This is a genomic window from Gordonia namibiensis NBRC 108229, from assembly GCF_000298235.1.
GTDB lineage: Bacteria > Actinomycetota > Actinomycetes > Mycobacteriales > Mycobacteriaceae > Gordonia > Gordonia namibiensis.
The window spans coordinates 23,048-36,842 of the sequence record NZ_BAHE01000006.1 but is presented as its reverse complement, the minus strand read 5'-3'; the positions used below and the strand labels follow the sequence as shown (position 1 = coordinate 36,842).

Here is a 13,795-nt window from a genome sequence, read left to right as displayed (position 1 = left end):
GTGACCGATGGTGGCGGTGGCGTGACGATCGCCAAGAGCAGGCCCGAGTACTACATGTACGAGGCCCGCAAACAGCTGGGCAAACCACTCAAGGTGCTCGACGGTGCCGGCGAGCAGATGTCGTTCTACGGCCGCACCCTCGCGTGGATGCCGAAGACGCTGGTGCACTACACCCGTGAGGTCATGCGCCTGCTCGCCGAAGTCGCCTTCGGCTCGGGCGGACTCGCGGTCATCGGCGGCACCATCGGCGTGATGGTGCTGATGTCGGGTTTCACCGGCGTCGTCGTCGGCCTGCAGGGTTACGCCGCGCTCGACCAGATCGGGTCGCAGGCCCTGACCGGCTTCCTCTCGGCCTACGTGAACACCCGTGAGGTGGCGCCCCTCGTGGCCGGCCTCGCCCTGTCCGCGACTGTCGGCTGTGGCTTCACCGCGCAGCTCGGCGCCATGCGCATCTCCGAGGAGATCGACGCCCTCGAGACGATGGCCGTGCCGTCGATCCCGTTCCTGGTGTCGACCCGCGTGATCGCCGGCTTCATCGCCGTCATCCCGCTGTACGTGCTGGGTCTGCTGTCGGCGTATCTCGCGTCGCGAGTGGTGACGACTGTCTTCAACGGGCAGTCCGGCGGCTCCTATGACCACTACTTCAACCTGTTCCTGCCACCGGCCGACGTGCTCTGGTCGTTCGGCAAGGTGCTGGTCTTCGCCTTCGTGATCATCCTGGTGCACTGCTACTACGGCTACTACGCATCCGGTGGTCCGGCAGGTGTCGGCGTGGCCGTCGGTCACGCGGTCCGAGCGGCATTGGTCCTCATCGCGGTCCTCGACTTCTTCCTGGGACTCGCCATCTGGGGCACCACCACGACGGTCAGAGTGGGAGGTTAGGCGTGTCGACCCTGCGTAAGAGGCTGCTCGGCCTGGTCTTCTTCATCGTGGTCGCACTGTTCCTGACCGCGACCATCACCAAGTTCAACAAGACGTTCCAGGACTTCACCGACGTCACCCTGCTGACCGACTCCACCGGCAACGCGCTCCCCGCGAACGCCGACGTGAAGGCGCGCGGCATGATCGTCGGCGAGGTCCGCGCGGTCAAGCCCGCCCCCGACGGCTCGGTGGAGGTCATCCTCGGCCTCGATCCGACCAAGGCCTCGGAGCTGTCCGACAAGACCACCGCGCGCATCCTGCCGAAGACGCTCTTCGGTGAGCGGTACGTGGCGCTGCAGGTTCCCGAGGACAACAACGGTCCGACGCTGAAGAATGGCGCGACCATCGAGACCGACAAGAGCGGCAACGCTCTCGAGGTCCAGCAGTTGTTCGACGACCTGCTGCCGGTGCTCGAGGCGATCCCGCCGCAGGATCTCAACGCGACGCTCACCTCGCTGTCGAAGGCGCTGTCGGGTCGCGGCGAGCAGCTCGGCACCACGCTCGAGGAGCTCGACGAGATCTTCGGCGAGGTCAACAAGAACCTGCCCGACCTCGAGGGCACCCTCGAGGGTCTCGCGACCTTCTCGCAGACCTACTCGCAGGCACTGCCCGACGTCGTCGACGCACTGGACTCGTTCCGCACCACGTCGAACACCATCGTCGAACGCCAGGGTGATCTGCGGACACTGATCGCGACCCTCGGTGTGGCCTCGGATGACCTCACCGGTTGGCTCCGCCAGAACCGCACCGACCTGATCGACCTCGCCGTCGACTCCGAGCAGCTCCTCGTCGGGCTGGCCAAGCAGTCCCCGACGTTCGTCTGCACGTTCCGCAACTTCGCGGGTCTGGTCCCCGAATCACGCAACATCGTGGGTCAGGGCACCGAGAACCCCGGCGTGCGCGTGAACCTGCAGTTCGTCAACCCCCGTGGCCGATACCTACCGAACCAGGACGAACCCCGCTTCATGGATCTCGACCCGCCCGCCGTGTGCTACGAGCCCGCCAAGGACGGTCGCCCGTTCCCGCAGTACCCGGGTGGCGGCCTCGCCGACGGCAGCTACCAGCCGCCGTCACGCAACGCCGGCCCGCGCACCGTCAAGTCGCTCCCGCAGCCGCAGTTCAGCGGCATCCCCGCGGGATCGGTCAAGCCCAACCCGTTCGACGACCCGGACTACCGCAAGCAGCTCCAGGTCATCTACGGCGCGACCACCGGTGAGACACCGGAGTCGGTGCCGACCTGGGTCACGATGATCGCCGGCGGCGCCCTCCAGGGAGCGAAGGTCGACATCAAATGAGGTCGATCGTCGCGCCCCTGGTCAAGCTGATCATCTTCGCGGTCGTCACCGTGGTCACCACCAGCCTGCTCGCGCTCACCATCGCGAACGCCGGTGGTGACGGTGACGCGAAGTTCAAGGCCGTCTTCTCCGACGCCACCCTGTTGAACTCCGGAGACGACGTCCGTATCGCCGGTGTTCGCGTGGGACAGGTGGAGAAGGTCGAGGTCTACGACCGCAACCGGGCGATGGTCTCGTTCAACGTCGACCGCGACCGGTTGCCGGACGGCACCCAGCTCTACATCCGCTACCGCAACCTCACCGGTCTGCGGTACCTCGGACTCGAGCAGGGAGCGGGCGACCCGACGAAGACCGTGGGGCAGGGTCACACCTTCGGACTACAGCCGGGCCGGGTCGACACGCATCCGCCGGTGAACCTCACCGAACTGTTCAACGGTTTCCGTCCGCTGTTCCAGCAGCTCTCGGCCGAGGACGTCAACAAGCTGACCGAGCAGATCATCGCGATCTTCGACGGTCAGGGCGGCTCGATCACGCGCCTGGTCAGCGACACCGCGGACCTGACGAACGCGATCGCCGACAAGGACAAGGTCATCGGTGACCTGATCGGCAACCTCACCAAGGTGCTCGACACGGTCAACCGCAACGACGAGCAGTTCACCAGCCTCCTCGACAACACCGAGAAGCTCGTGACCGGCCTTGCGGCACAGCGCGGTTCGGTCGGCTCGGCGATCAGCTCGGTTTCGAACCTGACCTCGGTCACGGCGAACATCCTCGGTGCGACGCGTCCGTCCATCCAGGGCGACATCGCCGGTCTGAAGTCGCTCGCCGACCAGATCAACAAGCGCGACAAGGACATCGAGGAGACGCTGACCAACCTGCCGGTCAAGCTGCAGAAGATCGGCCGGGCCGCGACCTTCGGCTCCTGGTTCCAGTTCTATCTGTGTGGCATCGACGTGGTCGCCGGCACCGGCAAGTCGCCGCTGTTGACGCAGCCGCTGGTACCGCTGCCCGACATCAATCACGTGCTCTACACCAGCGCGGCAACCCGCTGCTGGGCCGACGAGAAGCCAGGGGGGTGACCACGATGGCAGATCAGAACGACAACAAGGACGACGCAGCCGAGGCGGATGCGCCGAAGCAGCACCCCCATCGCCGGTTCGGTGGTCGACGCAGTCCGGTGAGCATCGGTGCCATCGGCATCCTGATCCTGATGATGCTGGGACTCAGCGCGTTCTACCTGACCGACGTCCCGTTGCTGGGTGCGGGAGCCCGCTACACCGCGGAGTTCTCCGAGGCCGCCGGGCTCAAACCCGGCAACGAGGTGCGCGTCGCCGGTGTGAAGGTCGGCGAGGTCGACGACGTCAAGCTCAACGGCGACAAGGTCGACGTCACCTTCAAGGTGGAGAACACCTGGATCGGTGACCAGACACAGGCGTCGATCCAGATCAAGACGATCCTCGGTCAGAAGTACCTGTCGCTGAACCCGCGCGGCAGCGAACCCGCCGATCCCGATGTCCCGCTGACCGACACGGTCGCCCCGTACGACGTCATCGAAGCCTTCTCGGCTGCGGCGAACCAGATCGAGGACTTCGACAACGACCAGCTGGCCGAGTCGATGCGGGTGCTCTCCGATGCCTTCTCCGGCACCGCGGGCACCACCGGTCCGGCGCTCGACGGCCTGGCGCGTCTGTCCAACACGATCGCCAGCCGCGACCAGGAGGTGCAGAAGCTCCTCGCCGCGACCAAGGACACCTCGAAACTGCTCGCCGATCGCAACGAGGAGTTCGTGCGCCTCATCGGCGGCGCGGGACAGCTGCTCGACGAACTGAACAACCGGCAGCAGGCCATCTCCGCGCTGCTGGCCAGCACGACGAGCCTCGGCGACTCGCTCACCGGGATCGTGCGTGACAACGAGGAACAGATCGGACCGGCACTCGACGCGCTGAAGGGCGTCAACGAGCTGCTACAGCGTCAGAACCAGAACCTCAACGATTCGATCAAGTACATGGCGCCGTTCTACCGGCTCTACGCCAACGTGCTCGGCAACGGTCGCTGGTTCGAGTCGTCCGTCGTGAACCTCCTGCCGCCGGCACTGCCGCAGCAGAACACGACACGTCCGCCCAACAAGAAGACGCTCGAACAGAACAACGGCGGAACGGAGGCAGGCTGATGACCGCGCCAGACCTGACACAGACCTCCGGTCCCGGCCGCTGGTTCACCCCGCGCCACATCGTGGCCCTCGTCCTCGGACTGATCCTCGCGCTGGTCGTCGCCGGCGCATTGTGGTGGGTGTTCTCGTCGACGGGGACCACCAAGATCACCGCGACCTTCAAGCGGTCGGTCGGTATCTACTCCGGTTCCGACGTCCGCATCCTCGGCGTCGCCGTGGGCAAGGTCGACTCGGTGACGCCGCAGGGCGACACCGTGAAGGTGACGATGACCGTCGACCGCGGCATCACCCTGCCCGAGGACGTCCGTGCCGTGCAGGTGATCCCCTCGGTGGTCGCCGACCGCTACGTGCAGCTGACCCCCGCCTACTCCGGTGGGCCGAAGGCCGGGCGGGACATCACTCTCGGCGTGGACCAGACCATGGTCCCGGTCGAGGTCGACGAGCTCTATGCCAGCGTCAAGGAACTGTCCGACGCGCTCGGTCCCGACGGTGCCAACAAGACCGATGGCACCGGACGGCAGGGTGCGGTGAGCGAACTCGTCGCGACCGGTGCCGCGAACCTCGAGGGCAACGGCGACAAGCTCGGCGCCGCCATCGAGAACCTGTCGAAGGCCAGCACGACGCTCAGCGATTCGCGGGGGAACCTCTTCGACACCGTCAAGAATCTCAACACCTTCGTCGGCGCACTGCGCGAGAACGACGCCCAGGTGCGCCAGTTCAACACGCAGATGGCGTCGTTCAACAAGTTCCTCGCGGGCGAGCGCGAACAGCTCGCTGCTGCGCTGAACAAGCTGTCCGTCGCTCTCGGCGACGTGGCGGGATTCCTCGACGACAACCGCGAGCAGATCGGTGAGACCGTCAAGGACCTGCAGCCGACGACGCAGACATTGCTCGACCGCAAGGACAATCTCAAGGAGATCCTGACGGTCCTGCCGGTCACCATCAGCAACCTGATCAACGCCTACGACGCGGAGTCGGGGACCCTGGCGATGCGCCTGACCATCCCGGATCTGCAGGACCTGATCGGTGCGCAGTGCCGTCTGCTCGACCTCGGCCAGTTGCTCCCGGGCAATCCGCAGGCCACTCAGTTCAGCAACACGCTTCGTCCGCTGATCAGCCAGTGTGAGGCACTCGGCAAGCAGATCACCGACGGCGTGCTCGAGCCGATGCTGCCCGTCCTGCCCTTCGGCATCATGAGCAACAACAAGCTGCAGAAGGCTCCGGTACCCGGCACGGTCCCCGGTAATCCCGATCCGGAGCTCGGTTCGGCCGCCACGACCAAGCCGAAGCCGACCACGTCGAAGCCGAAGCCGACGACTTCCAAGCCGTCGCCGTCGAGCACTCCGCGTCCCCGGGGAGGCAACTGATGAACCGACGGTCCATGCGAATGGCCCTGGCCGGTGCAGCCCTGTCACTCACGGTTCTCGTGTCGGGCTGTATGTCCAACGGCATCCAGTCGTTGCCGCTGCCCGGTGGCGTCGACACCGGCAGCAACCCGCGCACCTACAAGATCCAGTTCGACGACGTGCTCGACCTGGTGCCCCAGTCGATGGTCAAGCGCGACGGCATCCCCGTCGGCCGCGTGACCAAGGTCGAGGTGCCGAACGATCAGTGGTTCGCCCAGGTCACGGTCGAGGTCAAGAACGAGGTCGACCTCTCCGACGAGTCCGAGGCGAGCGTTCAGCAGACCTCGCTCCTCGGCGAGAAGTTCGTCTCACTGAGCGAACCGGAGGACAGCTCGAAGGCTCCGCGCCAGAACCCGGCCGAGCCGATCCCGGTGACGCGGACGCGTACCGCCACCGACATCGAGCAGGTCCTCGGTGCTCTGGCACTGCTGCTCACCGGCGGTGGTATCAACCAGATCCAGCCGATCGTCACCGAACTGAACAAGGCGCTCGACGGCCGGGCCGGCAAGGTCCGCGACCTGATCGACCAGACCGAGAAGCTGATCGCCGGCCTCAACCGCCAGCGTGACGACATCATCGGCGCGATCGACGGGCTGGCCGACCTGTCCGAACGGACCGCGGCGCAGACCGAACAGATCGACCGCATCCTCAAGCAGCTGCCCGAGGGCATCGAGGTGCTCGAGGAACAGCGCCCGCAGTTCGTCGACCTGCTGACCAAGCTCGACGAGCTCGGCCAGGTCGGCACCGACGTGCTCGGCAAGTCGCGCAAGGCCCTGATCAACGACCTCAAGGCGCTGCGCCCGGTGCTGACCCAGCTCGCCGCGGCCGCCCCGGACGCGATCACCGCTGCACCGCTGATCCTCACCCATCCGTTCCCGGACTGGCTGCTGCCCGGCGTCAAGGGCGATGCGACCAACCTGTTCATGACCCTGGACCTGCGCATCCTCAACCAGATCGAGGCACTCGGCGTGGGGCAGGGGACACCGAAGTACTCGCCCCCGGCCCGCGTGAAGGTGCCCGTCGACAAGCGGAACCCGTACTACGGCGGTAACGGACCTCGCTACGGCTGGCCGACCATCACGCTGTTGCCGCCCGGCCCGAACTGGCGGCCGGGACCGAACACGCCGCCGTCCGGCGGGCGCTACCCGGCGGCATCGTTCTCACGATCGGCCGAGGGTGCCGGCCCGATGCCCGCGCCTGCGAAGCCGGGACAGGGCATTCTCGACGGCCCGCTCGCGGCGTTGGGTATCGCACCCAAGTCGCAGGCACCTACAGGAGCAGGACGATGACCAGCAGACTCGTCAAGATCCAGCTGATCGTGTTCGTCGTCGTCGGCCTGATCGCGCTGGTGTATGTCGGGGCCAAATACGCGCGGCTCGACAAGCTCGCCGGTGTCGGCATGTACACGGTCACCGCGGAGCTGCCCGATTCCGGCGGCATCTTCACCAACGCCGAGGTCTCGTACCAGGGCGTGCCGGTCGGACGCGTCGGCGGGATGACGCTGACCAAGACCGGCGTCGACGTGAAGCTCGACATCGACTCCGGCGGCCCGGACATCCCGGCGTCGGCGACCGCGGTCGTCGCGTCGCGTTCGGCGATCGGTGAGCAGTACGTCGACCTCCAGCCGACCTCCGCGGAGGGGCCGTACCTGAAGGACGGCGACGTCATCACGAAGTCCAAGCTGCCCGAGCCGCTGGAGGACGTCGTGAAGTCGGCGATCGACTTCACCTCGTCGATCCCGGTGGACGACCTGAACATCGTGATCACCGAGCTCGGGAAGGCGTTCAACGGTCAGAGCGAGAACCTGACCCGCCTCGTCGACTCGCTGGGGAAGCTGTCGCGTGCTGGCGTCGACAACCTGCCCCAGGTCGTGTCGCTGATCCAGGACTCGAACGTCGTCCTCGAGACGCAGGCCGACCAGTCGGATGCGATCCTCACGTGGTCGCGGAACCTCAACCTGGTCACCGCGACTCTCGCGACCTCCGATCCCGACCTGCGTCGTCTGCTCACCACCGGCACGCTGTCGGCGACGGAGATCTCCGAGCTCATCCAGAAGAACGGGAACGACATCTCCAAGGTGGTGAAGGACCTCGCCGAGGTCTCCCGCACCATCGAGCCGGCGACCTACAACATCTCGACGACCGTCGCGATGCTGTCCGCGCTGTCGGCCGGTAGCCACTCGCCGGCGCCCGGTGACGGCCAGATCCACTTCGGCGTCGTCCTCGAGACCAACAACCCGGCCGCATGTACCCGGGGCTACGAGAGCACCGACGCGGTCATGGCCGAGATGCGACGCAAGAACCCGAACTTCGACAAGCACTACGACGAATTCCCGTTCAACACCGAGGCCAAGTGCACCGTGCCGCTCGGCAATCCGACGGGTGTGCGCGGTGCGGATCGTGCGCAGTACGCGAATCCCGCGTACCCGCAGCCGTGGGACTCCACGCCGAAGAAGGACCCCGACAAGCTGAACCTCAACCCGTTGGCCCAGCAGCTCGCAGCGCTGCTCGGCGTGCGGCCCAAGTAGACGAACGCAGGCCGTCCAGGGCCCGGACTCCGCCCCCTGGCGGACTCTCGGCCTTGGCCTGCGCTCAGGAGCGATCTATACAGTGTCTTCTGCTATGACCGGCACCCCCGAACCCTCAGACTCAGCACACTCGGACACTGATCCGACCGAGAAGAGCACCCGACCCGCGTGGACGCGGATCGCCGGTGTCGCGCCGCTCGCCCTGGCGATCATCGCGGTGATCGCGGCGACGGTCTGCGTGGTCGTGTTCGGAGTGCGCGCCTACGACGTCTACGCGAACCAGTACCCCGCGCAGCAGACGCGTGACGACGCCACCCAGGCGGCCGAGCAGGCCGTACTGAACGTCACCACGATCGATCCCACCGATCTCGACGGCTTCAAGAAGCGTGCCGAGGCCTCGCTGACCGGCAAGGCCAAGGAAGAGGTGCTCGGCGGCAAGGACGGCAGCGTGCTCGACATGCTGTCGCAGGCGGGACCCGAGGCCGCCAAGCTCAGCGCGCGCCTGGTGCGCAGCGCACCGACCGAGGTCAACCCCGACGAGAAGAAGGCCAAGGTCCTGGTCTACGTCGTCACGACCCTCGAGCGGCCCGGCCAGCCCGGCGTCGACGAGACGCGCGGATTCGACGTGAGCATGGTCAAGGACGGCGACCTCTGGAAGGCCGAGAACCTCCTCGGCCTGGAAGGCATCGCCTACGCAGACGCGGGTCAGGCCGGAAACGGTCAGGCGCCCGCGCCGGCACCGGGAGGCGGAAACTGATGGCCCAGAACCCGAGGAAGCCCGCAGGAAAGCGTCGTCCGACGCCGAAGGTCGCCGGACACACCCGTCCCGTCCGTCCGGAATCCGATGAGGTCACCACCGACACCGGTGTCACCCCGTCGACGTCCGACGAGGCGACCACCGACGCCGGCGTCTCCATGTCGAAGTCCGGCGAGGTCACCACCGACGCCGAGTCGCCCGCCACGCCGGACCTCACCGAGTCCGATTCCAGTAAGCCCGACCTGACCAAGCCGAAGAGGCCGGTCTCCCGGGTCTCGACCCTGCGTCCCAGCTCGGCCGACCCGACGGCGGCGGACGCGGCGGCCGACACCTCAGCGGACGCCCCTCGAGGCCGGCGGGGGAGCGGTGTGGGCGAGAAGGTGCGGTCGACCCCGCTCGCGGCGATCCTCGCCGCGGTCGCGGTGGTCCTCGGCATCGTCGCCCTGGTCCTGGCCTTCCACCCCGGTGCGAGCATCGGTCCGAACAAGGCCTTCATCGAGCGTGAGGCCACCTCGGAACTGACCGGGCAAGCGCAGCAACGGATCTGCGCGGTGTTCGGTTACGAGCACACCGAGCTCGACGACTGGCAGAAGCGCGCACAGGATGCCCTGACGGGGCAGGCCCGCGAGGAGTTCGACAAGACCTTCAAGGCGCAGAAGGACCTGATCACGCAGACCAAGACCGGTGCCGAGTGCCGGGTCGACGCCTTGGGCGTCAAGGACCTGGCCGGCGACCGTGCGACCGTGATCGCCAACCTGATCATCAGCGAGACGCAGAACAGCATGGCCACCAACAGCGGCGCACCGCGCGCGCAGTTCGCCATGGTCAGGGAGGGCGACACGTGGCGGATCCAGGGCGTCGAGCCCTTCTGATCGCCAGGTCACCGGGTGAGTCCCGGGACAAGTTCGCCAAATTGGCGCGTACCGCTTGACGTTTGGGCGTTGTCGGGCCAGGCTGTGACCAGCGATTGAGTGCAGGCAGCCACCCGTGCGAAATCGTTTCTTGACGGGCTTGACAAAGTGCGTCTATTTTCTGCTACAGTTGGACGTTGCGCTGGCTGCCTCCTGTCCATCAATCGATCCTTCTACGGCCACTCTTAGTTGTGTGTGCTGCGGTGATCGCCGATCTCAGGGTGTCACCAGCGAACGGCCCATCAAGCCACCGCACATCTAGGTTGTGAATAACGTCGTGTTGGAAGGACGCATCTTGGCAGTCAACCGCCAGTCCACCTCAACAATCCCCGGCGCGCCGCATCGCGCGTCGTTTGCAAAGATCAGCGAGCCGCTGGAGGTCCCCGGCCTCCTCGACCTCCAACTCGATTCCTTCGAATGGCTCGTCGGGTCCCCGGAGTGGCGCGCCAAGGCGATCGCCCGCGGAGAAGAGAACCCGACGGGCGGGCTGGAGGACATCCTCCACGAGCTGTCCCCGATCGAGGACTTCTCCGGGTCGATGTCCCTGTCGTTCTCCGAGCCGCACTTCGACGAGGTCAAGGCCTCCGTCGAGGAGTGCAAGGACAAGGACATGACCTACGCGGCGCCGCTGTTCGTCACCGCTGAGTTCATCAACAACAACACCGGTGAGATCAAGTCGCAGACCGTCTTCATGGGCGACTTCCCGATCATGACCGACAAGGGCAGCTTCATCATCAACGGCACCGAGCGTGTCGTGGTGAGCCAGCTGGTCCGCAGCCCCGGCGTGTACTTCGACGCGTCGATCGACAAGGCCACCGAGAAGACCCTGCACACCGTCAAGGTGATCCCGGGTCGCGGTGCGTGGCTGGAGTTCGACGTCGACAAGCGCGACACCGTGGGTGTGCGTATCGACCGCAAGCGCCGTCAGCCGGTCACCGTGCTGCTCAAGGCCCTCGGTTTCACCACCGAGGAGATCACCGAGCGCTTCGGCTTCTCCGAGATCATGATGTCGACCCTGGAGAAGGACAACACCGCCAACCAGGACGAGGCGCTGCTCGAGGTCTACCGCAAGCTGCGTCCGGGTGAGCCGCCGACCAAGGAGTCCGCGGAGAACCTCCTGGAGAACCTGTTCTTCAAAGACAAGCGCTACGACCTCGCCCGCGTGGGCCGCTACAAGGTCAACAAGAAGCTGGGCCTGACGGACAACCCGATGTTCGGCGAGTCGACCCTGACCCGCGAGGACATCATCGCGACCGTCGAGTACCTGGTGCGTCTGCACGAGGCCGACCCGCACACGACCACCTACATGACCGTGCCCGGTGGTGTGGAGGTTCCCGTCGAGGTCGACGACATCGACCACTTCGGCAACCGTCGTCTGCGTACCGTCGGCGAGCTGATCCAGAACCAGATCCGCGTGGGCCTCTCGCGTATGGAGCGTGTCGTGCGTGAGCGCATGACCACCCAGGACGTCGAGGCGATCACCCCGCAGACCCTGATCAACATCCGTCCCGTCGTGGCGGCGATCAAGGAGTTCTTCGGAACCAGCCAGCTGTCGCAGTTCATGGACCAGAACAACCCGCTGTCGGGTCTGACCCACAAGCGTCGTCTGTCGGCGCTGGGCCCGGGCGGTCTGAGCCGTGAGCGTGCCGGCCTCGAGGTGCGCGACGTCCACCCGTCGCACTACGGCCGTATGTGCCCGATCGAGACCCCTGAGGGTCCGAACATCGGTCTGATCGGTTCGCTCTCGGTGTACGCGCGGGTCAACCCGTTCGGCTTCATCGAGACCCCGTACCGCAAGGTCGTCGACGGTGTCGTCACCGACGAGATCCAGTACATGACCGCCGACGAGGAGGATCGCTTCCTCATCGGTCAGGCCAACACCAACTTCGACGGCAGCGGCCGGATCACCGACGAGCGTGTGCTGGTGCGCAAGAAGGGCTCCGAGGTGGAGTTCGTGGGCGCCACCGATGTCGAGTACCTCGACGTCTCCCCGCGCCAGATGGTGTCGGTCGCGACCGCGATGATCCCGTTCCTCGAGCACGACGACGCGAACCGCGCCCTGATGGGTGCGAACATGCAGCGTCAGGCCGTGCCGCTGGTGCGCAACGAGTCGCCGCTGGTCGGTACCGGCATGGAGCTCCGTGCCGCCGTCGACGCCGGTGACGTCATCGTGTCGTCCAAGACCGGTGTGGTGGAAGAGGTCTCGGCCGACTACATCACCGTCATGTCCGACGAGGGCACCCGTGACACCTACCGGATGCGCAAGTTCGCGCGTTCGAACCACGGCACCTGCGCCAACCAGCGTCCGATCGTGGACGAGGGCCAGCGCGTGGAGGCCGGCCAGGTCCTCGCCGACGGCCCCTGCACCGAGAACGGTGAGATGGCGCTCGGCAAGAACCTGCTCGTGGCGATCATGCCGTGGGAGGGCCACAACTACGAGGACGCGATCATCCTGTCGCAGCGCCTCGTGGAAGAGGACGTCCTCACCTCGATCCACATCGAGGAGCACGAGATCGACGCCCGCGACACCAAGCTCGGTGCCGAGGAGATCACCCGGGACATCCCGAACGTCTCCGACGAGGTCCTCGCCGACCTCGACGAGCGCGGCATCGTGCGCATCGGTGCCGAGGTCCGCGACGGCGACATCCTGGTCGGCAAGGTCACCCCGAAGGGCGAGACCGAGCTGACCCCGGAAGAGCGTCTGCTGCGTGCCATCTTCGGTGAGAAGGCCCGTGAGGTCCGCGACACCTCGCTGAAGGTGCCCCACGGCGAGACCGGCAAGGTCATCGGCGTGCGCGTGTTCAGCCGGGACGACGACGACGATCTCGCGCCCGGCGTCAACGAGCTGGTCCGCGTCTACGTGGCCCAGAAGCGCAAGATCCAGGACGGCGACAAGCTCGCCGGTCGCCACGGCAACAAGGGCGTCATCGGCAAGATCCTCCCGCAGGAGGACATGCCGTTCCTGCCCGACGGCACCCCGGTCGACATCATCCTGAACACCCACGGTGTCCCGCGTCGTATGAACATCGGTCAGATCCTGGAGACCCACCTCGGGTGGATCGCCAAGGCCGGCTGGAACATCGACGTCGCCAACGGTGTTCCGGAGTGGGCCGAGAACCTGCCCGAGGACATGTACTCGGCGGAGCCCGACACCAACACCGCCACCCCGGTGTTCGACGGTGCGCGCGAGGAGGAGCTGACCGGACTGCTGTCCTCGACGCTGCCCAACCGCGACGGCGAGGTCATGGTCAACGGCGACGGCAAGGCGACGCTGTTCGACGGTCGTTCCGGCGAGCCGTTCCCGTACCCCGTGGCGGTCGGCTACATGTACATCATCAAGCTGCACCACCTGGTCGACGACAAGATCCACGCTCGCTCGACCGGTCCGTACTCGATGATCACCCAGCAGCCGCTCGGTGGTAAGGCGCAGTTCGGTGGTCAGCGCTTCGGTGAGATGGAGTGCTGGGCGATGCAGGCGTACGGCGCCGCATACACCCTGCAGGAGCTGCTCACCATCAAGTCGGACGACGTGGTGGGCCGCGTGAAGGTCTACGAGGCGATCGTCAAGGGCGAGAACATCCCGGAACCGGGCATCCCCGAGTCGTTCAAGGTGCTTCTGAAGGAACTTCAGTCGCTCTGCCTGAACGTCGAGGTGCTCAGCTCCGACGGTGCCGCCATCGAGATGCACGACACCGACGACGAGGATCTGGAGCGCGCTGCTGCCAACCTCGGAATCAACCTGTCGCGCAACGAGTCGGCGACCGTCGACGACCTCGCCAACTGATCCTCACCACTGACAACAGAGCTC

General features: G+C 66.2%; 10 protein-coding genes. All 10 read left to right on the top strand.

Going from position 1 to position 13,795, the window contains the following annotated elements; genetic code table 11:
• The 10 genes from GONAM_RS02460 (at position 1) to rpoB (ending at position 13,771) form a co-directional block, all read left to right on the top strand.
• Entirely contained in the window at positions 1–882 is an 882-nt protein-coding gene (locus GONAM_RS02460) for an MlaE family ABC transporter permease (RefSeq protein WP_006865197.1), read from the top strand.
• A gap of 2 nt (positions 883–884) precedes the next feature.
• Positions 885–2,216 carry an MCE family protein gene (locus tag GONAM_RS02455; RefSeq protein ID WP_006865196.1) on the top strand — a complete coding sequence of 444 codons (1,332 nt, stop codon included), beginning with the start codon at positions 885–887 and terminating at the stop codon, positions 2,214–2,216.
• On the top strand, positions 2,213–3,295 hold the full coding sequence (locus GONAM_RS02450; RefSeq protein ID WP_006865195.1) for an MCE family protein: 1,083 nt from the start codon (positions 2,213–2,215) through the stop codon (positions 3,293–3,295). The genes GONAM_RS02455 and GONAM_RS02450 overlap by 4 nt, the downstream gene beginning before the upstream one ends.
• A 5-nt stretch (positions 3,296–3,300) precedes the next feature.
• Positions 3,301–4,386 (top strand): MCE family protein, encoded by a 1,086-nt coding sequence (locus GONAM_RS02445; RefSeq protein WP_006865194.1) that lies wholly within the window; start codon positions 3,301–3,303, stop codon positions 4,384–4,386.
• Positions 4,386–5,753, top strand: coding sequence for an MCE family protein (locus GONAM_RS02440; protein WP_006865193.1), 1,368 nt, complete (start codon positions 4,386–4,388; stop codon positions 5,751–5,753). Before GONAM_RS02445 ends, GONAM_RS02440 begins: the two co-directional genes overlap by 1 nt.
• The gene (locus GONAM_RS02435) at positions 5,753–7,081 is read left to right on the top strand and encodes an MCE family protein (protein WP_006865192.1); all 1,329 of its coding nucleotides are present in this window, start codon (positions 5,753–5,755) and stop codon (positions 7,079–7,081) included. The genes GONAM_RS02440 and GONAM_RS02435 overlap by 1 nt, the downstream gene beginning before the upstream one ends.
• A complete protein-coding gene (locus tag GONAM_RS02430) occupies positions 7,078–8,319 on the top strand; it encodes an MCE family protein (protein ID WP_006865191.1) in 1,242 nt (413 codons plus the stop codon). Before GONAM_RS02435 ends, GONAM_RS02430 begins: the two co-directional genes overlap by 4 nt.
• A 94-nt stretch (positions 8,320–8,413) precedes the next feature.
• Entirely contained in the window at positions 8,414–9,076 is a 663-nt protein-coding gene (locus GONAM_RS02425) for a hypothetical protein (RefSeq protein WP_006865190.1), read from the top strand.
• A complete protein-coding gene (locus tag GONAM_RS02420; RefSeq protein WP_006865189.1) occupies positions 9,076–9,948 on the top strand; it encodes a hypothetical protein in 873 nt (290 codons plus the stop codon). Before GONAM_RS02425 ends, GONAM_RS02420 begins: the two co-directional genes overlap by 1 nt.
• A 316-nt stretch (positions 9,949–10,264) precedes the next feature.
• Complete coding sequence (gene rpoB / locus GONAM_RS02415; RefSeq protein ID WP_157159129.1) at positions 10,265–13,771, top strand: DNA-directed RNA polymerase subunit beta; 3,507 nt, start codon at positions 10,265–10,267, stop codon at positions 13,769–13,771.
• Positions 13,772–13,795 lie beyond the last annotated feature (24 nt).

Excerpts from the sequence above, each read along its gene's own strand:
- GONAM_RS02450 (WP_006865195.1), top strand. The coding sequence starts at position 2,213 with ATGAGGTCGATCGTCGCGCCCCTGGTCAAGCTGATCATCTTCGCGGTC.
- GONAM_RS02445 (WP_006865194.1), top strand. The coding sequence starts at position 3,301 with ATGGCAGATCAGAACGACAACAAGGACGACGCAGCCGAGGCGGATGCG.
- GONAM_RS02440 (WP_006865193.1), top strand. The coding sequence starts at position 4,386 with ATGACCGCGCCAGACCTGACACAGACCTCCGGTCCCGGCCGCTGGTTC.
- GONAM_RS02435 (WP_006865192.1), top strand. The coding sequence starts at position 5,753 with ATGAACCGACGGTCCATGCGAATGGCCCTGGCCGGTGCAGCCCTGTCA.
- GONAM_RS02430 (WP_006865191.1), top strand. The coding sequence starts at position 7,078 with ATGACCAGCAGACTCGTCAAGATCCAGCTGATCGTGTTCGTCGTCGTC.
- GONAM_RS02425 (WP_006865190.1), top strand. The coding sequence starts at position 8,414 with ATGACCGGCACCCCCGAACCCTCAGACTCAGCACACTCGGACACTGAT.
- GONAM_RS02420 (WP_006865189.1), top strand. The coding sequence starts at position 9,076 with ATGGCCCAGAACCCGAGGAAGCCCGCAGGAAAGCGTCGTCCGACGCCG.